At 64.7% G+C, this 23,011-nt stretch carries 15 protein-coding genes, 2 tRNA genes and 1 pseudogene; 11 read left to right on the plus strand and 7 right to left on the minus strand.

Annotated features, from left to right (window positions below):
• The first annotated feature begins 155 nt into the window (after positions 1-155).
• The 7 genes from pstS (at position 156) to phoR (ending at position 7,011) form a co-directional block, all read left to right on the plus strand.
• Positions 156-1,187: a phosphate ABC transporter substrate-binding protein PstS gene (pstS, locus tag AC1DP9_RS02920; RefSeq protein ID WP_441590502.1), complete on the plus strand. Its 1,032-nt coding sequence runs from the start codon at positions 156-158 to the stop codon at positions 1,185-1,187.
• A gap of 139 nt (positions 1,188-1,326) precedes the next feature.
• The gene (gene pstC, locus AC1DP9_RS02925) at positions 1,327-2,292 is read left to right on the plus strand and encodes a phosphate ABC transporter permease PstC (protein ID WP_092289793.1); all 966 of its coding nucleotides are present in this window, start codon (positions 1,327-1,329) and stop codon (positions 2,290-2,292) included.
• Positions 2,289-3,191 carry a phosphate ABC transporter permease PstA gene (gene pstA / locus AC1DP9_RS02930; protein ID WP_092289791.1) on the plus strand — a complete coding sequence of 301 codons (903 nt, stop codon included), beginning with the start codon at positions 2,289-2,291 and terminating at the stop codon, positions 3,189-3,191. Before pstC ends, pstA begins: the two co-directional genes overlap by 4 nt.
• Positions 3,192-3,237: 46 nt before the next feature.
• Positions 3,238-4,026, plus strand: coding sequence for a phosphate ABC transporter ATP-binding protein PstB (gene pstB, locus AC1DP9_RS02935; RefSeq protein ID WP_092289789.1), 789 nt, complete (start codon positions 3,238-3,240; stop codon positions 4,024-4,026).
• Positions 4,027-4,061: 35 nt separating this feature from the next.
• Positions 4,062-4,766 (plus strand): phosphate signaling complex protein PhoU, encoded by a 705-nt coding sequence (gene phoU, locus AC1DP9_RS02940; protein WP_092289787.1) that lies wholly within the window; start codon positions 4,062-4,064, stop codon positions 4,764-4,766.
• 36 nt (positions 4,767-4,802) lie between these two features.
• Positions 4,803-5,510: a phosphate regulon transcriptional regulator PhoB gene (phoB, locus tag AC1DP9_RS02945; protein ID WP_066735924.1), complete on the plus strand. Its 708-nt coding sequence runs from the start codon at positions 4,803-4,805 to the stop codon at positions 5,508-5,510.
• A 154-nt stretch (positions 5,511-5,664) separates the two neighbouring features.
• Complete coding sequence (gene phoR / locus AC1DP9_RS02950; RefSeq protein WP_477106554.1) at positions 5,665-7,011, plus strand: phosphate regulon sensor histidine kinase PhoR; 1,347 nt, start codon at positions 5,665-5,667, stop codon at positions 7,009-7,011.
• Positions 7,012-7,071: 60 nt separating this feature from the next.
• On the opposite strand, the gene ppk1 is transcribed toward phoR, so the two are convergent.
• Positions 7,072-9,192 (minus strand): polyphosphate kinase 1, encoded by a 2,121-nt coding sequence (ppk1, locus tag AC1DP9_RS02955; protein ID WP_477106555.1) that lies wholly within the window; start codon positions 9,190-9,192, stop codon positions 7,072-7,074.
• A 132-nt stretch (positions 9,193-9,324) separates the two neighbouring features.
• On the opposite strand from ppk1, the gene ppx reads away from it, so the two are divergent.
• Complete coding sequence (ppx, locus tag AC1DP9_RS02960) at positions 9,325-10,857, plus strand: exopolyphosphatase (protein WP_477106556.1); 1,533 nt, start codon at positions 9,325-9,327, stop codon at positions 10,855-10,857.
• A 117-nt stretch (positions 10,858-10,974) separates the two neighbouring features.
• Here the strand turns inward: ppx and AC1DP9_RS02965 are convergent, their stop codons facing one another.
• The 4 genes and pseudogenes from AC1DP9_RS02965 to AC1DP9_RS02980 form a co-directional block, all read right to left on the minus strand.
• A complete protein-coding gene (locus tag AC1DP9_RS02965; RefSeq protein ID WP_477106557.1) occupies positions 10,975-11,826 on the minus strand; it encodes a GNAT family N-acetyltransferase in 852 nt (283 codons plus the stop codon).
• 233 nt (positions 11,827-12,059) lie between these two features.
• Positions 12,060-12,535 (minus strand): annotated as a pseudogene (locus AC1DP9_RS02970) (SixA phosphatase family protein).
• A 179-nt stretch (positions 12,536-12,714) separates the two neighbouring features.
• A complete protein-coding gene (infA, locus tag AC1DP9_RS02975) occupies positions 12,715-12,936 on the minus strand; it encodes a translation initiation factor IF-1 (protein WP_008641674.1) in 222 nt (73 codons plus the stop codon).
• A gap of 384 nt (positions 12,937-13,320) precedes the next feature.
• Positions 13,321-13,397: transfer RNA gene (locus AC1DP9_RS02980), tRNA-Pro, on the minus strand.
• A 438-nt stretch (positions 13,398-13,835) separates the two neighbouring features.
• Between AC1DP9_RS02980 and AC1DP9_RS02985 the strand changes: the two genes are divergently transcribed.
• Both AC1DP9_RS02985 and AC1DP9_RS02990 read left to right on the plus strand, forming a co-directional pair.
• Entirely contained in the window at positions 13,836-15,083 is a 1,248-nt protein-coding gene (locus AC1DP9_RS02985) for a sensor domain-containing diguanylate cyclase (protein WP_477106558.1), read from the plus strand.
• Positions 15,084-15,147: 64 nt separating this feature from the next.
• A tRNA-Arg gene (locus tag AC1DP9_RS02990) sits at positions 15,148-15,224 on the plus strand.
• Positions 15,225-15,243: 19 nt separating this feature from the next.
• Here AC1DP9_RS02990 and AC1DP9_RS02995 read toward each other — a convergent pair.
• Both AC1DP9_RS02995 and AC1DP9_RS03000 read right to left on the minus strand, forming a co-directional pair.
• Entirely contained in the window at positions 15,244-15,555 is a 312-nt protein-coding gene (locus AC1DP9_RS02995) for a hypothetical protein (RefSeq protein ID WP_255370656.1), read from the minus strand.
• A 5-nt stretch (positions 15,556-15,560) separates the two neighbouring features.
• Complete coding sequence (locus AC1DP9_RS03000) at positions 15,561-17,216, minus strand: M30 family zinc metallopeptidase (protein WP_477106559.1); 1,656 nt, start codon at positions 17,214-17,216, stop codon at positions 15,561-15,563.
• A 279-nt stretch (positions 17,217-17,495) separates the two neighbouring features.
• On the opposite strand from AC1DP9_RS03000, the gene AC1DP9_RS03005 reads away from it, so the two are divergent.
• Positions 17,496-23,009, plus strand: coding sequence for a trifunctional serine/threonine-protein kinase/ATP-binding protein/sensor histidine kinase (locus AC1DP9_RS03005; protein WP_477106560.1), 5,514 nt, complete (start codon positions 17,496-17,498; stop codon positions 23,007-23,009).
• Positions 23,010-23,011: the final 2 nt, after the last annotated feature.

Genomic DNA, 23,011 nt, shown 5'->3' on the forward strand with positions numbered 1-23,011 from the left:
TTTTTTATGCCTTTTTCTCCACATATAAGAGTTAACTACCCATCACAAAAGGCCGCTTTAAGAACATCTCGTGTTGTCACGGATCTGTCATATAGAAAGCATAAAGTTCGGATGTCAAAAATTTGTCATTCCCAACCATGTTCTCTGGAGGACATATGAAGCTGGTCAAGACTGCCGTGGCAGGCATCGTTTCGATGGTAGTGATGGGTACTGCGTTCGCGGCGGAAATTACCGGTGCAGGCGCCTCGTTCCCGGCGCCCGTGTATTCCAAATGGGCAGACGCCTACCAAAAAGCTACGGGTAACAAGGTCAACTATCAATCCATCGGTTCGTCGGGCGGCATCAAGCAGATTGGCGCCAAGACGGTCGATTTCGGCGCATCGGACGCCCCGCTGAAGGACGAGGAACTGGCCAAGCAAGGCCTGGTGCAGTTCCCGACGGTGATCGGCGGCGTGGTGCCGGTGATCAACCTGCAAGGCGTGAAGCCGGGCGACCTCACCATCACCGGTGAACTGCTCGCCAACATCTACCTGGGCAAGATCAAGAAGTGGGACGATCCCGCCATCAAGGCCCTGAACCCGAAGGTCCAGCTGCCGAACCAGGACATCCTGCCAGTCCGTCGCGCCGATGGCTCGGGCACCACGTTCATCTTCACGAACTACCTGTCGAAGGTCAGCGCTGACTGGAAGAGCACGGTGGGCGAAGGCACCACGGTCAACTGGCCGGGCGGTGGCACGGGCGGCAAGGGTAACGAAGGCGTGGCCGCTTTCGTGCAGCGCCTGAACGGTGCCATTGGCTACGTGGAGTACGCGTACGCCAAGCAAAACAAGATGACCCACCTGAACATGAAGAACGCCTCGGGTGAAGTGGTGCAGCCGGGCGACGACGCCTTCAAGGCCGCCGCCGCCGGTGCGGACTGGAGCAAGACGTACTACCAGATCCTGACCAACCAGCAAGGCAAGACCGCATGGCCGATCGCTGGCGCCACGTTCATCCTGGTGCACAAGAGCCAGGAAAAGGCAGCGCAAGGCGCGGAAGTGCTGAAGTTCTTCGACTGGGCCTACAAGAGCGGCGCCAACATGGCCGCTGACCTGGACTACGTGCCGCTGCCGGAATCGGTCGTGAACCAGATCCGCACGACGTGGAAGACCAGCGTCAAGGACGCGTCGGGCAAGTCGCTGTACTAAGCTGCTGTACTGACGGCACGGGCAGGGCGCGAGGATCTACCGGATCACGTGCCTTGTCATCCGCAGGGCTGGCCGGCCCGCCCAGGTAAGTCACCGAGGCGGGCCGTGCCGCTTGCATCCACGCACTCCATATCCCACCATGGCCACTACGCCCGATCTCCCCGCCGTCCGGCCCCCCAGCCGCATGGGCGACATCCTGTTCGGCGGCCTGACGCGCGGCGCCGCCATCGTGACGCTGCTGCTGCTGGGCGGCATCATCGTTTCCCTGGCATTCAGCGCCTGGCCCTCGATCCAGAAATTCGGCATCTCGTTCCTGTGGAACGCCGAATGGGATCCGCCCGCCGACGTCTACGGCGCCCTGGTCCCCATCTACGGCACGCTGATCACCTCGATCATCGCGCTTATCATCGCCGTGCCGGTCAGTTTCGGCATCGCCCTGTTCCTGACCGAGCTGTCGCCCGCCTGGCTGCGCCGGCCGCTCGGCACTGCCATCGAGCTGCTTGCTGCCGTGCCGTCCATCGTCTACGGCATGTGGGGCCTGCTCGTGTTCTCGCCGATCTTCGGCGAGTACTTCCAGAGGCCGCTGGCGAACACGATTGGCCAGGTGCCCGTGATCGGCAAGCTGTTCCAGGGCGCGCCGCTGGGCATCGGCCTGCTGTGCGCCGGCGTGATCCTGGCGATCATGATCATCCCGTACATCGCTTCGGTGATGCGCGACGTGTTCGAAGTGACCCCGGTGCTGCTGAAGGAATCGGCATACGGCGTGGGCTGCACCACCTGGGAGGTGATGTGGCGCGTGGTGCTGCCGTACACCCGGGCCGGTGTGATCGGCGGCGTGATGCTCGGCCTGGGCCGTGCGCTCGGCGAGACCATGGCCGTGACGTTCGTGATCGGCAACACCAACCTGCTGGACAACGTCTCGCTGTTCTCGCCCGGCAACTCCATCACCTCGGCGCTGGCGAACGAATTCGCCGAAGCCGGTGCCGGCCTGCACACGGCCGCGCTGATGGAACTGGGCCTGATCCTGTTCTTCATTACCTTCGTGGTGCTGGCGCTGTCCAAAGTGCTGCTGCTGCGCCTTGCCAAGAATGAGGGGGGCAAATGAACCAAGCCAGCCAAACCGTATCTGCCACGCAGATCCCGGCCGTTCGCCCCGATGCGGACGCCGTGCGCACCCGGCTGCAGGCGTCCCGCCGGCGCATGAACGTCTACGCGCTGACCGCGTCGCTCGCGGCCATGGTCTTCGGCCTGTTCTGGCTCGCGTGGATCCTCTGGACCACCATTTCGCTGGGCGTGGGCGGCCTGTCGCTCGACCTGTTCACGCAGATGACCCCGGCGCCCAACACCGCCGGCGGCGGTCTGGCCAATGCCATCTTCGGCAGCTTCGTGATGGTGGGTGTGGCCACGCTGATTGGCACGCCGCTGGGCATCCTGGCCGGCATCTACCTGGCCGAGTATGGTCAGAAGTCGCCGCTGGCCAGCCTGATCCGCTTTATCAACGACATCTTGCTGTCGGCGCCGTCCATCGTGATCGGCCTGTTCGTCTATGCGCTGGTGGTCACGCGGATGGGGCACTTCTCGGGCTGGGCCGGCATCTGCGCGCTGGCACTGCTGCAGGTTCCCATCGTGGTGCGTACCACCGAGAACATGCTGAACCTGGTGCCGAACGCGCTGCGCGAGGCTGCCGTGGCCCTGGGCACGCCGAAGTGGAAGATGGTGATGTCGATCACGGTCAAGTCGTCGTATGCGGGCATCGTTACCGGCGTGCTGCTGGCCGTGGCCCGTATCGCCGGCGAGACCGCGCCGCTGCTGTTCACGGCGCTGTCCAACCAGTTCTGGACCAGCGACCTGAACAAGCCGATGGCCAACCTGCCGGTGACGATCTTCCGCTTCGCGATGAGCCCGTTCACCGAATGGCAGCAACTGGCCTGGGCCGGTGTGTTCCTGATTACCGTCGGTGTGCTCGCGCTGAATATCGTCGCGCGCATGCTGTTCAAGAAATAAGCCGGCGCCACGTGCCCCGATCATCGAATTCCAGCGAGACACGAGCATGACCTCTACCGTCATCGACATTCCCGACACCGTGCGCGCCAAGATCGACGTGCGGAACCTGAACTTCTATTACGGTCAGTTCCACGCGCTGAAGCACATCAACATGTCCATCCCGGACCGCAAGGTGACTGCGTTCATCGGCCCGTCCGGCTGCGGCAAGTCCACGCTGCTGCGCACCTTCAACAAGATGTTCGCGCTGTACCCGGAGCAACGGGCCGAGGGCGAGATCAACATGGACGGCGAGAACCTGCTGGCCAGCAAGCAGGACATCGCGCTGCTGCGCGCCAAGGTGGGCATGGTGTTCCAGAAGCCCACGCCGTTCCCGATGTCGATCTATGACAACATCGCCTTTGGCGTGCGTCTGTTCGAAAAGCTCTCGCGCTCCGAAATGGACGACCGCGTGGAGTGGGCGCTCTCGAAGGCCGCCCTGTGGAACGAGGCCAAGGACAAGCTGCACCAGTCGGGCTACGGCCTGTCGGGCGGCCAGCAGCAGCGTCTGTGCATCGCGCGCGGCATCGCCATCCGTCCGGAAGTGCTGCTGCTCGACGAACCGTGCTCGGCGCTGGACCCGATCTCCACCGGTCGCATCGAGGAACTGATTGCCGAACTCAAGGACGAGTACACGGTGGTCATCGTCACCCACAACATGCAGCAGGCCGCGCGCTGCTCGGACTACACCGCCTACATGTACCTGGGCGAGCTGATCGAATTCGGCGAGACCGAGAAGATCTTCATCAAGCCGCACCGCAAGGAAACCGAGGATTACATCACCGGCCGCTTCGGCTGATCGCAGACCTTCCACGCCCCGGCCAGGAGAACATCATGACTGACAAGCACCTGTCGACCCAGTTCGACGCCGACCTCAACGCGATCAACACCAAGCTGCTGCAGATGGGCGGGCTTGTCGAGTCGCAGATCGAGCTCGCCATGCGCGCGCTGGCCGACTTCGACGCCGACCTGGCGGACCAGGTCATCACCCGCGAACAGCAACTCAATGCGCTGGAAGTGGAAATCGACGCGGACTGCAACAACATCATCGCGCGCCGCCAACCCACCGCGCGTGACCTGCGCCTGGTGATGGCGATCTCGAAGACCATCACCAACCTCGAGCGCGCCGGCGACGAGGCCGAGAAAGTGGCCAAGCGCACCAAGCACATCATGGAAGACGCGGCGGCGCACAACATCAACTACTCCGAGGTGAAGCTGTCGGGGGAGATGGCCATCACGCTGCTGCGCCAGGCGCTGGACGCCTTCGCCCGGCTCGACACCGTGGCGGCTGCGCGCATCGTCAAAGATGACAAGGCCATCGACGATGAATTCCGCGCCTTCGTGCGCAAGTTGATCACCTACATGATGGAAGACCCGCGCTCGATTTCGGTAGCGCTGGACTTCCTGTTCATCGCCAAGGCGATCGAACGAATCGGTGATCATGCCAAGAATATTGCAGAATTCATCATCTACATCGTCAAGGGCACGGACGTGCGCCATACCTCGCGCGAAGATATGGAGCGCGAAGCGCTGAGCTGACCCTGGCGGCAAGACTGAGAAGCGGAGAAAACATACATGCCAAGCAGTATTCTCGTTGTCGAAGACGAACCGGCGATTGCAGAACTGATCGCCGTCAACCTGCAGCACGCGGGGCACTATCCAATCCGAGCGTATAACGCCGAACAGGCGCTGTCCCTCATGAGCGATGTCCTGCCAGACCTCGTGTTGCTGGACTGGATGCTTCCGGGCAAGTCGGGCGCGACCTTCGCCAAGGAGTTGCGAACCAACGACCGCACCAAGCAGATTCCCATCATCATGCTCACCGCCCGCAGCGAGGAGCAGGACAAGGTGATGGGGCTCGAGGCTGGCGCGGATGATTACGTCACCAAGCCGTTCTCGCCCAAGGAACTGCTGGCCCGCATCAAGGCCGTGCTGCGCCGTCGTGCGCCGCAGCTGACCGACGACGTGGTGGCCATCAACGGCCTGCGGCTGGACCCGGCCACGCACCGCGTGACCGGCCAGGATGACTCCGGCCCGATCAAGCTGGACCTTGGTCCTACCGAATTCCGTTTGCTGCATTTCCTGATGACTCATCCGGAACGTGTGCATAGTCGGTCACAATTGCTCGATCAGGTCTGGGGTGATCACGTGTTCGTGGAAGAGCGGACAGTGGACGTGCACATCAAGCGTCTGCGCGCCGCGCTGACGCCCGGGGGCTACAGCAATATGATCGAAACGGTACGTGGCAGCGGGTATCGGTTGGCGCGCTCGCCGAGCCACTGATCCGCCGATCGCCAGATCCTGGCAAGTCCGGCGCGGAGCAGCAGTAAGAGGGGCCGCGCCGGCACCATCGCCACGGCGGATTCGTGGCACACTCCGTCGCAACGACTGCGGTCGACCCGGCCTCCGGCCGGCCGCCTGACTCCACATCCCTCTCATGAATGTCATTTGGGCCCGATCCGCGGCCATCCTCGTCAGCCTGGCGGTCATCGCCGCCGGTCTGTACGTCTTTGTGAGGCCGGTTGCCGGCCTGACCTTCCTTTGCATCGCGCTGTTCCTGCAGCTTTGCTACTACCTGTTCCAGATCAACCGGCTGTGGAAGGTGCTCGACGCGCCCGCCTATGGCGAAATCCCGAGCGCGCTGGGGCTGTGGGGCGAGGTCTATTACCGCCTGCACCGGCTGGTCAAGCGCTGGCGCACGCAGGTGCTCCAGGTGGAGCAGCAGCACACGCGCTTTATCCAGGCCATCCAGGCGTCGCCTTACGGCGTGCTGATGCTTGACGATGCTGACCAGATCGAATGGTGCAACGGCGTGGCCGAGCAGCATTTCGGCCTGAACGCGCGGCGCGATGTGCGCCAGCGCATTACGCACCTGATCCGCCGCCCCGAGTTCATCCAGTACCTGACCCGCGAGCGCTACGACGAACCGCTGGTCATGCGCGACATGGGCGAGCACAAGCGCAACATCACCTCTGTCCAGATCCTTCCTTACGGCGAAAACCGCAAGCTCGTGCTGACGCAGGACATCACCAAGGTGGAAAACACCGAAGCCATGCGCCGCGATTTCGTGGCCAATGTGTCGCATGAACTGAAGACGCCACTGACCGTGCTCACCGGCTTCCTGGAAACCGTGCGCGACTTGCCGGTGTCCGAAGAGGACCGCAGGCGCTACGTGGACCTGATGCTGGTGCAGTCGATGCGCATGCAGCGGATCGTCGAAGACCTGCTGGCGCTGGCCAAGCTCGAGAGCGATGTGCAGCCGCCGACGCAGGATCGCGTGAATGTGGGCGCCCTGGCGGCCCACCTTGTGCACGATGCGGAGGCGCTCTCGCAGGACCGCCACCAGATCGCCGCCGAGATCGACACAGGCGTGGTACTGCGCGGGGCCGAGAGCGAGTTGCTGTCGGCGCTGGGTAACCTGGTGTCGAACGCAGTGCGCTACACGCCGGACGGCGGGCGGATTGCGATCCGGCTGAGTTTTACGGATGGACACTCGGTGTTTTCGGTCAGCGATACGGGGCTGGGCATTGCACCCGAGCACATCCCGCGCCTGACCGAGCGGTTCTACCGCGTGGACCGCAGCCGCTCGCGCGACACCGGCGGCACCGGCTTGGGGCTGGCCATCGTCAAGCATGTCCTGTCGCGCCACCATGCCGACCTGCGCGTGACCAGCGAGGTCGGGCGCGGCAGCACCTTCCGGATCGTCTTCCCGACGGACCGCAGTGGCTATGAGCCGGCGGCCGTTGCATCGCACCTGCCAGACCCGCGCCGCCACGCGGCGTAACATCGGGTCCCGGCAAATCGCCCCCTCCCGCACGCGGGAAGGGGCGAATCGGCGAATCCATCAGTTCCCGAATATCCTCAGCAGTTCCGCCTGACTCACCAGCTGCCGCTTGGCCGCCGAGCGCTTGCGCACGTACTGGCCATCCGGCTGCATCAGCCATGCGGACGCGTTGTCGCGCAGGTGCACCTGCAGGCTTTCCTTGATCACACGCGCCTTGAGCTTGCGATCCAGCACCGGGAAGGCCACCTCCACGCGGCGGAACAGGTTGCGATCCATCCAGTCGGCGCTCGACAGGTAGAGCACATCCTCGCCATCGGCACGGAAGTAGTAGACCCGATGGTGCTCCAGGAAGCGGCCCACCACCGAACGCACGGTGATGTTGTCCGACATCCCCGGCACGCCCGGGCGCAGCGCGCACACGCCACGCACGATCAGGTCGATCTTCACCCCCGCGCGCGACGCCTTGTAGAGTTCGTCGATGATCGACGGCTCCAGCAGCGCGTTCATCTTGGCGATGATGCGCGCCCGCTTGCCCGCCCGCGCATTGCGCGCCTCGGCGCGGATATGCTCGACGAGGTTGCTGTGCATGGTGAACGGCGACTGCCACAGGTGGTTCAGCCGGATCGTCCCGGCCGTGCCGGTTAGCAGCTGGAACACGTGGTGCACGTCCTCGCAGACTTTCTCGTCGGCCGTCAACAGGCCGAAGTCGGTGTACAGCCGAGCCGTGCGCGGGTGGTAGTTGCCGGTGCCCAGGTGCGCATAGCGGCGCAGGGTGACCTGCTTCACCTTCGGGCCGGCTGCCTCGCGCCGCACGATCAGCAGCATCTTGGCGTGGCACTTGTGGCCCACCACGCCGTAGACCACGTGGGCGCCGGCGGACTCGAGCCGCTCGGCCCAGTTGATATTGGTTTCCTCGTCGAAGCGCGCCAGCAACTCCACCACCACCGTGACTTCCTTGCCGTTGCGCGCCGCAGTCATCAGCGCCTCCATGACCGCCGACTCATTGCCGGTGCGGTACACGGTCTGCTTGATGGCCACCACGTTCGGGTCGGCCGCGGCGAGTTGCAGCAGGTCGAGCACGGAGGTGAAGCTCTCGTACGGATGGTGCAGCAGCACGTCCTGCTGGCGGATGACGTCGAACATGCCGAGCCCGGTCAGGAGCGGCTTGACCGGTGCCRGCACGTGCGGCGGATACTTGAGGGCAGGGCGATCGACCAGATCGGGGATCTGCATCAGCCGCACCAGGTTCACCGGGCCGCTCACGCGGTACAGGTCCTGCTCGGTCAGGCCCGATTCCAGCAGCAGTCGGCGCGAGAGCGCGGGCGGGGTATCGGACGAGACCTCGAGCCGCACCGTATCGCCGAAATGCCGGGCCGGCAGTTCGCCCTGGAGCGCCTCGCGCAGGTCGGTGATGTCGTCTTCGGAGACGAACAGGTCGGAATTGCGGGTGACGCGGAACTGGTAGCAGCCCTCCACGTCGATGGCGGGGAACAGTTCATGCACGAACGCCTGCATGAACGAGGACAACATCACGAAGCCATACGGATAGCCGGACAGCTTCTCCGGCATGCGCACCACGCGCGGCAATGCGCGCGGGGCCTGCACGATGGCGAGGTCGGCGTCGCGGCCGAAGGCGTCCTTGCCGGACAGTTCGACGACGAAGTTCAGGCTCTTGTTGAGCACGCGCGGGAACGGGTGCGCCGGATCGAGCGCGATCGGCGTCAGCACCGGACCCAGCTCGCGCGTGAAGAAATCGCGCGCCCATCGGCGCTGATCGTCGGTCCAGGTGTTCGTCAGGTGAAAAAACACGCCTTCCTGTTCGAGGGCGGGGAAGATCACGTTCTGCAGCATGTCATACTGCGAGGCCACGAGCCGCTGTGTGCGCTCCGTGACGAGCTGATAGGTCTGGAGGACGGAGAGACCATCGGGCGTCAGGCCCGATGCGTTATCACGCATCTGCTCCTTCAGCCCCGCCATGCGGATTTCAAAAAACTCGTCCAGATTGCTGGAGACGATGCAGATGAACTTCAGCCTTTCCAGCAGCGGTACGTTCGGGTCGGCAGCCTGCGCCAGCACGCGCGCATTGAATTCCAGAATGCCAAGCTCGCGGTTCAGCAGCGTGCCGGGCGGCGTCGTCATCATGTGTAGAACCTTATTTTGGCGATGTGGCGACTTTTTCATAGAATCGTGTCAATTTGATGACACTTTGATTTTGTCATGATGCAGACATGACAAGGACATAATCTTACGCGTTTGGCGGGGTTGTACGTATCTTGCCAAACTTGCACCGATCCTGCGCTACTTACGCACGCAATGACACAGAATCCCCGCCTGCTGGCCGCCGTCGACATGGGTTCCAACAGCTTCCGCCTGATGATCGGGCGGGTGGACGAGACGCCCACGGCCTCCGGCCCTGCCAGCCAGATCTTCCAGGTGGATGCCCTGCGCGAGCCGGTACGACTTGCCGCCGGTCTGACGCCTGACAAATACCTGGACCAACCCGCGCGACGACGCGGCATCGACGCGCTGCGCCGCTTTGGCGACCGCCTGCGCGATTTCTCGCCAGAACACGTGCGTGCGGTGGCCACCAACACGCTGCGCGTGGCCAAGAATGCTTCCGAATTCCTGATCGAGGCAGAAAGTGCGCTCGGCTTCCCGATCGAAGTGATCGCCGGGCGCGAAGAGGCGCGGCTGATCTATCTCGGCGCCTCGCACGATGCGCCAGCCTGCCAGGGCAACCGGCTCGTGGTCGACATCGGCGGCGGCTCCACCGAGTTCATCATTGGCAGTGGCTATCAGTCGAAGCTGATGGAAAGCTTGTATATCGGATGCGTGTCGCACAGCCGTCATTTCTTTCCGAGCGGCAACGTGGATGAATACGCGTTCAAGCAGGCCGAACTGGCCGCGCGGCGCGAGATCCAGGTGCTGGTGCGCCAGTACCGCGCGGCGGGCTGGCAGCAGGCGGTGGGCTCGTCGGGCACGGCACGCGCGCTGGCCGAGCTGATCGAGCTGAACGGCATGAACGACAACCCGGCCGAGCACGGCATCACGCGCGAGGGCCTGGAGCGGCTCAAGCGCGCGCTGATCAAGGCCGAGAACGCCAATCGTGTGAAGCTCGCGGGCCTCAAGGCTGACCGCATCCCGGTGCTGCCGGGCGGCCTGTCGATCATGCTGGGCGTGTTCGCCGAACTCGACGTGGACCGCATGGACGTGACCGACGGCGCGCTGCGGTTGGGCGTGCTGTACGACCTGCTCGGCCGTAGCCACCACGAGGACATGCGCACGGTCACCGTCGACCAGTTCATGCGCCGCTACGCCGTGGACCGCGCGCAGGCGAGCCGGGTAGGGCAGGCCGCGCGTGATCTCCTCGCCCAGTTCCCCGATCCGCCCAACGAGCGCCGCGACGACAACCTCGCGCTGCTGGGCTGGGCGGCGAGCCTGCACGAGATCGGCATGTCGATCTCGCATAGCGGCTATCACAAGCATTCGGCCTATATCTCCACGCACGCGGACATGCCGGGCTTCTCGAAGACCGACCAGGCGCGGCTGGCGACGCTGCTGCTGGGCCATGCGGGCAAGCTGGGCAAGCTCTCTGGCAGCGGCAAGTTCGTCGACTGGCGCATGCTGTTCAGCCTGCGTCTGGCTTTTGTCCTGTGCCGGCGCCGTGCGGACGTGAAGCTGCCCCAGATCGAGGTCAGCCAGCGGTCGGATGCTCTCGATGAGGGTTTCGAAGTGCGGCTGCCCAAGGTGTGGATCGATGAGAACCCGCTCGTCGAGTACAGCCTGGCACAGGAGTCCGACGAATGGGAGCGCGTGGGCAAGCGCTACAAGGTGGTGTACGTCTGATTCGGCAGTCTTCCGAGCGGCCAGTTAAAAAGGCGACCCCGTTTCCGGAGTCGCCTTTTTTCATGCCGATGAAATGTGCCGTTTCGATCGGGGAGCCGACAGGCTTCGGTCGCGGACTCAGCCGCGGTTGAGGCCCAGGAAATGGCGGGAGTAGCGCGGGTTCATGTCGCTCACGCGCAGCAGCGTCAGGAAGTCGGCCACGTTGAAGTCGGGATCCCATGCCGGCTCGCCGCAGATCTTCGCGCCCAGGCGCAGATAGCCCTTGATCAGCGCCGGCGGTTCCACGTCGAGCGTCTGGTTCAGGTTTTCCACCGGCAGGCGAGTGCGCGGGAAGGCGTGGTACTCGATCGGTGCCAGGAACTTCTCGGAGAACAGACGATGGAGGCTGGCCGCGTAGTGGCCGCCGTCGCTCATCGGCACGCTGGCGCAGCCGAGCATCGACTCGAGGTTGTAGCGTTGCAGGTATTCGCCCAGCCCGGCCCAGAGCGCCATGATGACGCTGCCCGAGCGGTAGTCGCGGTGCACGCACGAGCGGCCCAGTTCCAGCATCTTGGGGCGCAGGTGCGCCAGGCGCACGAGGTCGAATTCGGATTCGGCATAGAGGCAGCCGACGCGCTTGGCCTGGTGCGGCGGCAGCACGCGGTAGGTGCCCACCACGCGCAGCGTTTCCTGGTCGCGTACGATCAGGTGGTCGCAATAGGCGTCGAACATGTCGACATCGGTGCCATTGGACGACGACTGGAGCCGTGCGCCCATTTCTTCGGCGAAGACCTTGTAGCGCAGGCGCTGCGCCTCGGCTACTTCGTCCTGGTGACGTGCCCACGCCACACTGAAAGCAGGCGCTGGAGCTTGTGCATGGGTTTGGTGCTGTGCTGGCTGACGAGGAAGACGGCTCCGCGCCGACTGGCCGGAGCGGCCAGTGGGCAAAGCGTCAAACAGCGGCTGGGTAGGCGTCGGAAGGTCGCGCATGTATGTCCTTTCGGTGACGAAACGGCTTCGAAACAATGTAGAGAGGGCTGGTGACAGTGCCGTGAAGCAGTGATGACGCTTCCATGACGTCCCTCTGTTGGGCGGCGCACCGGCGACTCTAGCCAGCGGCCTCCCGTGTTTCCATCGTCGTTATCCGAAAAAGGACCGGTATTGCAGTTTGAAAACCTTGCCTCGGAATTGAGGCAGATCCGTCGCGAATCTGCCGCATCGTCCTAGAGGAAATCGGGACCCGTGACGGCGCGCAGGACGACCTGGGCCTCGGTGTCGCGCGTGCGTGCGGACAGCCACCAGATGCCGCTCTTCTTCACGCTCCAGTTGATTTCGTGGCCCGCCAGCAACAGGCTGGCCAGGCGGCCGATCCATGGCTGGTGGCCCACGACCACGGTGTGCTCGTGGCCCTGGGGCCAGTCGATGGCGGCGAGGATGGCGCTGACATCGGCGCCAGGCGCGAGGTCGGGCAGGACTTCCACCTTGCTACTGAGTGCGCCAGCGGTCTCGCGCGTGCGCAGGGCCGGGCTGCAGCTACGCGATGATCGGCGGGCAGATGGGCGCGCAACCATGCGGCGGATGCCTCGGCCTGCTTGCGGCCACGCCGCGTGAGGGGGCGTTGCAGGTCAGCGCTGCGCGAGAGGCTGAGGGGGTCAGGCAAGTCCTCGGCTTCGGCGTGGCGCCACAAGATCAGATTCATGTTGGCAGGTATTCGTTGTGCCTTGAGTATGGTGAAGCGGGTAGCCCAAGGCAAGACGCGGGGCGCGCGTCGTCAAACGAATCGCCAGAAACAAAACGGGCCGCCCGAAGGCAGCCCGTCAGTGTCGGCGGGGGCGATGTCAGCCGCGTGACAGCGGCGCTCGCCCGATCGGCGCGAACTCAGGATTTGTGGCGGAAATTGATGCGGCCCTTGGTCAGGTCGTAGGGCGACATTTCGAGGGTCACGCGGTCACCGGCCAGAATGCGGATACGGTGCTTCTGCATCTTGCCCGAGGCGTATGCCCAGATTTCCACGCCGTTTTCCAGCGTGACGCGATAACGGTTGTCGGGCAGGGCTTCCGACACCACGCCGCCAAATTCAATGAGTTCTTCCTTAGCCAATCTGTTTTCCTTTGCGGCAGCCCCGAGAGCTGCGTAAGTTTTTAGGGAATACGTGTGAAGCGCCCGATGGATCATCGGGCTGGACCGTGCCATGGCGCGGCCCTGTGCGTCTCGGGACAGGCGGGCAAGGTGTTTCCGGGCTGGCCGGCCGCGACATACCCCGAATCTGGGGGTGCGGCGCCGAAAAATCCAGTGTGCCTGGCGGCACGGACCCGGTTACAGGGCATGCTCAGATACCCCGGAACTGACGCGGGATTATAGCACGTTCGGCGGTGCAGCATGCCCTGCGGCCGTCGGCCAGGCGCCATGAAAAAAGGGCCTACGCCGAAGACGTAAGCCCTTGATTCCACCACTTGTTCCACTGCCTAAAACTACTTGCAAAACTGGTCGGAGCGATAGGATTCGAACCTACGACCCTCTGATCCCAAATCAGATGCGCTACCAGGCTGCGCTACGCTCCGAAGCCGGCGATTCTAGCCCGGGACGGCTCGTGCGGTCAATCACGGCGTGCAATAAGCATTCCTGACGTCGAAATGTGACTTCATCGCCGCTGCGCCCAACACCCCGCTTCAGCGGGGCGCTTTAGGCTTGACTTGGTTCCGGGCGCTGACATAATCCGCACACCGCAAAGGTCCGACCGGCGCACGTCGCCGGGTTGCTGTTCCCATCCGGACCCGGTCCCGACTATCACAACAATGGTGCGCCAGCCGCCGCGAGCGACGCGAGCGGCGCGGCAGTGCCTGAGCCACGCCCCACCGGTGCCCTTGCGGCCACCGGCTGCCCAGGGCGCCCGGAACCTGCGGAAACAAAACAGGACGGCCATCGCAGGCCGCAAACAGAAGGTGGTTTCCCAGTGCCGCGCGGAGCACTTGGCGATGCCTTTGTGAACGGGAAGGAAGATGTTTCAGTCGCAGGTGGTAGTGCTGATCGCAGGCCTGTTTGCGCTGCAGATGGCGGTCGTCTGTGCCGTGTTGCGGCGCGCGCCGGGCATGGAGCGCAGCGGGCTGACCTCGTGGGCGCTGGGGGACCTGATTGTCACGCTCGCGGTGGTGCTTCTGGCGGCCCATGCGTGGCGTCCCGAATGGCCACTCCATGGCCTGCCCGAGCTGGCGTTGAGCGTGGGATTGTCGATGATGGTCTACGGTACGCGCCATTTCGTCGGCAAGCCGGGCCGGGGCAGGGTGCTGGCCATCGCCAACCTGCCGGCCCTGGTCGCGGTGGGGGCCCATGCGGCCAGCCACCTCGCGCCGGCCACGCTGCCGGAGTCGGCGGCGTTCGGGGTGTCGCTCTCGCTGGCGGCCGCCTGTATTCAAATACTGTTGTCGATCGAGATCATCCGCATCACGGCGCCGTGCGTGGCGGAGAAGCGGGGCACCGGGCGGCTGGCCGCGCTGTGCCTCTGCTTCGTGGCGCTGGCCTGTGCCGCCCTGGCAGCCATGCAGGCGCTGCCGATGCTGGAGGCGCTGGGCCAGGTTCGCCCGCACGCGCCGGTCGATGCCGATGGCGGCGTCACAGTCTGGTTCGTGTTCGGCGTAGTGGGGTTGTCGGTCAGCTTCGCGCTGATGGCACACGACCGGCTGCGCCGCATGCTGGAGCGCCGTGCGCGGCACGACGACCTGACCGACGTACTCTCGCGCGGCGCGTTCTGGGAGGAACTCGAGCTGGCCTGCAAGCAGGCGGAGCGCACGCGCCAGTCGTTCACCGTGGCGTTCATCGACCTCGATCACTTCAAGGCCATCAACGACCTCTACGGCCATCTGGCCGGCGACAGCGTGCTGCGCCACTTCGCCGGCCTGCTGCGCAAGGCCGCGCCGGCGGGTGCGGTCCTGGGGCGACTGGGCGGCGAGGAGTTCGCCATCGTCCTGCCCGATACCGCGATGGAGGCGGGCCGCGCCGTGAGCCTGCGCCTGAACGCGATCGTGCGCGGCGCGCCGTGCCCCTCGGAACCGGACCCGATTGCCTACACCGTCAGTATCGGCATGGCCGAGCGGCAGGCGGGCGAGAATGCCGATGCCGTCATGCGTCGCGCCGACCGCGCGCTGTACGACGCCAAGCAGATGGGCCGCAACTGCGTGTCGTCGCACGACAGCGGCGAGCCGGTCGGCATGCCGCGCCGGCCCCGCGTGCGCGAACGCGAATCCACCTGATTTCGCACGCGCGGTGGAGTAGAATGCTGGCCTTGCCGCCACGGCAAGGCTCGTGGCACCCCGGCCGCCCTTAGCTCAGTTGGATAGAGCACTCGCCTTCTAAGCGAGCGGTCAGAGGTTCGAATCCTCTAGGGCGGGCCAAGTCTTCACGCGGAAGGGTTCACGGCGGCGCCGTGCTTTCCACCTCCAGGGCGGGCATCCAGCTACCGGGTGCCGGCGCCCGCCGTACCGTCCCTCTTACCGTTGCCCGTCGGCCCACCAGTGGCCGCGCCAGCGCGACGCTGATCCCGGTCAATTCCCATACCGTCTGATCGTCCACCTGCAGCACAGCCATGGGGTGGGGCGCATTGCCGATGATCCGAACCTCGCCCGTGAGCGCGATGCGCGCGCCCACCGCCGGAGGCGGCGTCGCCCCGACGCAGGCGGCGAGGCAACCGGCGGCCGCCATCACCAGAAGGCCGCGCTTCGTCACCCCCCTCATTGGATGACCACCGACAGCGCGGTGCCGGGCGGCACGCTCACCCGTTCGCTATAGATCCCATGCATCGCCGGCCGGACGATGGGAATGCTCGCATACGGCTGCAGCTGCGCCGGCACGGTTTGCGTCAGCGCGCGGAGCCCGGCGAGATGCTGCGGATCGATCACCGGCAGTGTGAGCGCGCCATCGACGCGCGCCGGAAAACCGTAGCCAGCGGGGCTGTCGGCGGCCCGCATCAGCGACCCGGCTGTCGCCGAGAAGCGGCGCAACTGCTCGCCGAGCCCCGCGCCGGCGTGCTCCGCCCGGATCGCCGAATCAAGGACTGCCAGGGACTTCTCGCTGCTCACGTCGCGCAACAGCCGCGAGAAGAACCCCGCGCCAAGCTGGCGATTAAGAAACCCGCCCAGCGAGCCTGACACCGAATAGCTCTCGCACGTCTCCCCGAACGGCTCCCACGTGGTCAGGCTGCAGTTGTACATGCCGTTGCGGATCCTGACGTAGTCGCGGAACCGGACATCGCGAATATCGTTGACGGCCGGGTCGATGGCGTGCCCGGCGAAGTCCTCCATCATCATCGCGGTGGCTTCGTCGAGCCAGGTATCGAACAGATACTTCGGGCCGTGGCCAGCGCCCCGGCGGTAGAAGTTCTGCAAGTGCATGCCTTCGTGGGCCATGGTGCTGGCAGCCTGCTTCAGCGCGGCGTCGCCCGCCGCGTACAGCGATTCCGAATTCAGGAAGAAGCCCACCGCTTCGTTGCTATGAGGGAGTCCGGCGCTGCGCCGGATCACGTCGCGCGAATAGAAATAGCCCATCAGCCGCGCGGACGGGTTGTCGCTCGTCAGCTTGAGGATGACGATATCGAGCGGCTGGCCGGCACCCGGGATCAACTCCGCATACCCATGCGCGCCCCAGAGCGGCCCGCCGACGTGCGTCAGCAGGTCATAGACCTTGCCCGGCCCCAGGAAACTGGCGGCAAGCGCGTCGATGGTGGCGTCACTGACTTTTGCAGGACCGCGCTCGGCATCCTCGATCCAGAAATTGACGACCGTGCCGTCGCTGGCCTGGGACTGGCGTACCAGCGTCGCCGTGTGCGGCTGGTCTTCCGCGTCATGCCAGAGGCGGGTCTCGTTGAGCATGGCCTGGCGCGGGGCGATCCGAGCTTCCCGCGCCTCCAGTGCCGCCAGCGGGCGTGTGGCCGCCAGTCGGGCCCAGCCATGGGCGTTGAATTCGCCGACGCGCCGCATGACGGCGCTGTCCTCTCCATCGAGACGCCACGTCTTGCCGATCGCCGACGCGGATGCCTTGGGCACCAGCGGGAGAGCCGGCATCGCCTGCGGCTCAGCGCCCTGATTGGTGAAAACCAGCGTGACATCGTGCCCGGAGAGCCCGCGGATACTGACCGGCACATCGACCGGCGCGGCGGTGGCGTTCACATGCCGCCAGACCCCCACGCTGGTTCCGGCATACGTATTGGCGTCCAGCGCGCCACAGTCGGTGCACGCCACCGACAGCAGGTCACCCGGAGGTTGGGGCGCCGTCGGGGCAGGTGGGGTGGGTGGGATGGGCGGCGCAGTGGGGTGGTCGGACCCGCCATCACCCCCGCACGCGGCAAGGCCGCCAACCATGCAGCACGCCAAGGCCAGCTTCTTCATCATGATTCCTTTCCTCTTCGTATGGGAAAGGAAGCTTTTTCCATGGACCGCCGGCTAGGCGCTTGATCTGAATCAGTGGGCCGCAGAGATTCGCAATTGTTCTATCCGAAGGCCTCCGCGAGCCATTGCGGGTTGGAACATTTCCCACTTTTTCGCCTATTCTTGGGAGGCGCTTGATGCTCCGCATTGATGCCAATGTGACGCCCTATTGGCAGGACTCTCGGCAGGATGATTGGTAGGCAGCAGCGCGCAAGATCAACCCCTCACCCGGTTTCGGCGCTCATGGGTAACAGCCAAAGCCTTCAAATCCTGTGGCAGGACGGCGAGCACGTTTTCTGTCGAGGCCAGCGCCCGGGCAATGACGGCGCCGACATCGTCCTGATCGTCCGGCCCGCCGCCGACTATCCATCGTCCGCCAGTCTCGACCGCCTTGCTCACGAATTCAGGCTGAAGGATGAACTCGACAGCGCGTGGGCGGTGCGGCCGCTCGAGCTTCTGCGCGAGGATGGCCGGACCTCGCTGGTGCTGGAAGACCCGGGCGACGAGCCGCTCGAGTTGCTGATCGGCGCGCCCATGGAGACGGGCATGGTCTTGCGCTTCGCTGCCGGCATCGCGGCGGCGCTGGGCCAGTTCCATCAGCGCGGCCTGGTCCATAAGGACTTCAAGCCTGCCCATGTTCTCGTGAATGTCACGGACGGACGCGCGCGACTCACCGGCTTCGGCATCGCCTCGCGGCTGCCGCGCGAGCATCAGGCACCCGAGCCGCCCGAAACGATCGCCGGCACGCTCGCCTACATGGCGCCCGAGCAGACCGGTCGGATGAATCGCTCCATCGATTCGCGCAGCGACCTTTATTCGCTCGGTGTGGTGATCTACCAGATGCTCACCGGTGTCCTGCCGTTTTCGGCGAGCGAGCCGATGGAGTGGGTGCACTGCCACATCGCCCGAAAGCCGATGCCGCCCAGCGAGCGCCTGACGTCGATACCGGCCCCGCTTTGCCAGATCGTCATGAAGCTGCTCGCCAAGACGGCGGAAGAGCGCTACCAGACTGCGGCCGGTGTCGAGCAGGATCTGCGACGCTGCCTGGCTGCCTGGGAGAGCCATCGCCAGATCGATGGTTTCCCGCTTGGCGAACACGACACGCCCGACCGTCTGGTGATTCCCGAGAAGCTGTACGGCAGGGAGCGCGAAGTCAACAGGTTGCTGGCGGCCTTCAACCGCGTGATGACGCGCGGCGTACCGGAACTCGTGCTGGTCTCGGGATACTCTGGCATCGGCAAGACCGCCGTCGTCAACGAGTTGCACAAGGTACTGGTGCCGCCACGGGGGCTCTTTGCCGCCGGCAAGTTCGACCAGTACAAGCGCGACATTCCTTATTCGACCTTGGTGCAGGCGTTCCAGAGTCTGGTGCGGCCGCTGCTTGGTAAGCGGGACGCCGAACTGGCGAGCTGGCGCGCCGCGCTGCTGGAAGCCCTGGAGCCGAATGCACGGCTCATGACCGACCTCATCCCCGAGCTGAAGCTCATCATCGGCGAACAACCGCCGGTGCCGGAGCTTGAGCCGCAGCAGGCGCAACGCCGCTTTCAACTGGTCTTCCGCCGATTCATCGGTGTCTTCGCCCGGCCGGAACACCCGCTGGCACTCTTCCTCGATGATCTGCAATGGCTGGACACGGCAACGCTCGACTTGCTGGAGGATGTGCTGACGCGGTCGGACTTGCAGCACCTGATGGTGATCGGCGCCTATCGGGACAATGAGGTGGATGCCGCCCATCCCCTGACGCACAAGTTGCAGGCGATCCGGAGCGCTCGCGGAACGGTGGAGGAGATCACCCTGGCGCCGCTTGGCCGTGAACACCTCGGGCAGCTGATTGCGGATGCCGTGTGCTGCGACACGACGCGCGTGGCATCGCTGGCGCAGCTGGTGCATGAGAAGACGGCCGGCAATCCGTTCTTCGTGATTCAGTTTCTCTACGCGCTGGCCGAGGAGCGCTTGTTCCACTTCGACCATGACACGAAGGGCTGGTCCTGGCATCTCGATCGCATTCATGCCAAAGGCTACACCGACAATGTCGTGGATCTGATGGTGGGCAAACTGAGCCGTCTGCCGAGCGAGACACAGCAGGCGTTGCAGCAGCTGGCCTGCCTCGGCAACATCGCCGAGATCACGATGTTGTCCACCGTGCTGGTGATTCCGGAGAAGGAGGTCCATGCGGTGCTCTGGGAGGCCGTCCGCCTGGAACTGGTCGAGCGGCTGGAGGGCGCTTACCGGTTTATCCATGACCGCGTGCAGGAAGCCGCCTATTCGCTGATCCCGAAAGCGATGCGCGCCGAGGTGCATCTGCGGATCGGCCGCTTGCTGGTCGCCCGAACGCCCACCGGGCAGCAGGAGGCCGCGATCTTCGAGATCGTCAATCAGCTCAACCGCGGCGCTGCGCTGATCACGGCGCAAGCGGAGCGGGACCAGCTCGCCGGGCTCAACCTGATGGCGGGGAAGCGTGCCAAGGGTTCTACCGCCTATGCCTCGGCGCTCACCTATCTCAATATCGGCGTGGCGCTGTTGGGGGAGGATAGCTGGGAGCGCCAGCACGAGATGCTCTTCGCGCTGGAGCTGAACCGGGCCGAATGCACCTTCCTGACCGGTGAACTCTCGGTTGCGGATGAGGAATTGGCGGCGCTGTCAGGTCACGCCGCGACGACGGTCGAACAAGCCATCGTGGCCTGCCTGCACATGGATGTCTGCCTGGTGCTCGATCAGAGCAGCCGCGCGATCAATGTTGGACTCAATTGCCTCCGGCATTTCGGCATCGATTGGTCACCCCATCCGGACGGCGACGAGGTACGGCGCGAATACGGGCGCATCGGGTCGGCGCTTGGGGATCGGGAAATCGAGGCGCTTATCGACATGCCGCTGATGGAGGACCCTGCCTCCCTGGCCACCGTCGATGTCCTGATGAAGCTCTGGACGCCGGCCTTGTACACCGATGAAAACCTGGCTTCGCTGACGATCTGCAAGGCGGTCAGCCTGAGCCTGGAGCACGGCAATTGCGATGCTTCGTGCTTCGCCTACGTCATCCTCATCCGCATTGCAGGGCCGCATTTCGGCGACTACAAGACGGGGTTCCGGTTCGGCCAGCTTGGCTACGACCTCGTGGAGCGCCGCGGGCTCAAGCGCCTCGAGGCGAGAACCTTTGTTTGCTTCGCGCTGTTTGTCGTGCCCTGGATGAAGCACGTGGGGGCTTGCCGTGATCTGCAACGCCGCGCCTTCGATGCGGCAAACCGCGTCGGGGATCTCCAGTATGCAACCTACACGCGCAACGATCTGAACTCGAACCTGATCTTCTCCGGCGAGTCGCTGTGCGACGCGCTGGCCGAAGCCGAGCACGGCCTGGCGTTCGCCGAGAAATCGCGGTTCGGTCTCGCCATCGACATCATCGCCACGCAAGTCGCGCTGATGCGCACGCTGCGGGGGCTCACGCCCAAGTTTGGTTGCCTCGACGACGCGCAGTTTGATGAGGCGCGGATCGAGCGGCGTTTCTCGGAGAACCCGGATCTGGCGATTGCGGCGTGCTGGTACTGGATCCGGAAGCTACAGGCGCGCTGTATCGCCGGCGACCACGCGGCGGCCATGGACGCCGCTGCGAAGGCAAAAGGACTGCTCTGGACCACAGCCTCGTTTTTCGAGGAAGCCGAATACTATTTCTATGGGGCGCTGTCGCACGCCGCCTGCGCCGATGCCATATCCGGCGATGCGCGGCAAGCGCACCTGACGGCGCTGGCTGGGCATCACGGGCAACTGACGGTCTGGGCGGAGCATTGCCCGGAGAATTTCGAGAATCGCGCCGCGCTGGTGGGCGCGGAGATCGCCCGGATTGAAGGCCGCGAACTTGATGCGATGCGGCTCTACGAACTGGCGATCCGCTCGGCGCGCGCCAACGGTTTCGTGCACGTGGAAGCGCTCGCCAACGAGCTTGCCGCGCGATTCTACGCGGCGCGTGAGTTCGCGGTCATCGCCGAGACCTACTTGCGCCATGCGCACTACAGCTACCTGCGCTGGCGAGCCGATGGGAAGGCGCGGCAACTTGAGCAGATGCACCCGCACCTCACAACGGAAGCGTTTGCCCCCGGCCCGACGGGCACGATCACGACGCCCGTCGAACACCTTGATCTCTCGACCGTGATCAAGGTGTCGCAGATGGTCTCCGGTGTGATCGTCCTGGAAAAGCTGATCGAGATGGTCATGCGTACGGCGATTGAGCAGGCGGGCGCCGAACGCGGGGTATTGATCCTTCCGGATGCCGGCGAACAGCGGATCACTGCGGAGGCAACGATCGACGGTGATACGGTCGCCGTGCATCTCCACGACCAGCCCATGACCGATGCGGTGCTGCCGGAGTCTGTCCTCAACTACGTCCTGCGGACGCGGGAAAGCGTCATCCTCGACGATGCCGTGGCGGATCCCACGTTTGCGGCCGATCCTTACATCGCACAGCATCGCGCCCGTTCCATTCTCTGCTTGCCGCTGATGAATCAGGCGAGGCTCACTGGCGCGCTCTATCTCGAAAACCATCTCACGACCCGTGTGTTCACTCCCGCCCGCATTGCGATCCTGCGGCTGGTGGCCTCGCAGGCCGCGATTGCGTTGGAAAATGCCCATCTCTACCGCGAACTTGTGGAGCGTGAGGCGAAGATTCGGCGCCTTGTCGACGCCGACATCATCGGGATCGTCGTCTGGACTGTGGAGGGCGACGTTCTCGAGGCCAATGATGCGTTTCTTCGCATGGTGGGATACGCGCGCGACGATCTCATCGCAGGGAGCGTGCGCTGGACGGACCTGACACCACCGGAATGGCGCGAGGGCGACGAGCGCGTGCTGCAAGAGATCAGGGCGATGGGAAGCGCGCCGCCGTTCGAGAAGGAGTTTGTCAGGAAGGACGGCAGCCGCGTGCCCGTCCTGATTGGTGCAGCCACCTTCGAAACCGGCCGAAGGGAGGGCGTCGCTTTCGTGCTCGACCTGAGCGAGCGCAAACAGGCGGAGGAAAGTATCCGGGAGGGCGAGCGACGCTATCGCGAGGCGCAGACGGAACTGGCCCATGCGAACCGCGTTGCCACAATCGGGCATCTCGGGGCCTCGATTGCGCACGAAATCAAGCAGCCGGTCGCTGCGACAGTGACCAATGCGCACGCAGCCGTGCGGTGGCTGAGGGCCGAGCCGCCCAACATCGACGAGGTCAGCGAGATACTGGGTCGCATCATCAAGGATGGCAATCGGGCGGTGGACATCATTGGCCGCATCCGTGAACTGGTGAAGAAGGCGCCGCCCCGGAAGGAGCCGCTGGACATCAACCAGGCGATCCGCGAGGTGGTCGAACTTACCCGTGCCGAAGCACGGAAGCACGACACGCTGGTGCAGACGCATCTCGCGGACCCGTTGCCGCTTGTGCAGGGAGATCGGGTCCAGTTGCAGCAAGTCCTCCTCAATCTGCTCATCAACGCCATGGAAGCGATGAGCGGCGCGAGCGACGGCGCGCGAGACTTGCTGATCAGTACGGAGAAAGCGGAGGGGAACTGCGTGCGCGTGGCGGTGAGTGATTCAGGGCCCGGCTTTGCGCCAGACGACCCCGAGCGCATCTTCGCTCCCTTCTACACGACCAAGTCCGCCGGGCTGGGGATGGGGCTGTCCATCTGCCGTTCGATCATCGACGCCCATGAGGGTCGAATGTGGGCGAGTGCGAACGTGCCCCACGGTGCGGTCTTTCAGTTCACGGTGCCCGCGGAGCCGGGCACGTCATTGTGATC

Source organism: Cupriavidus sp. 01L43, from assembly GCF_056399925.1.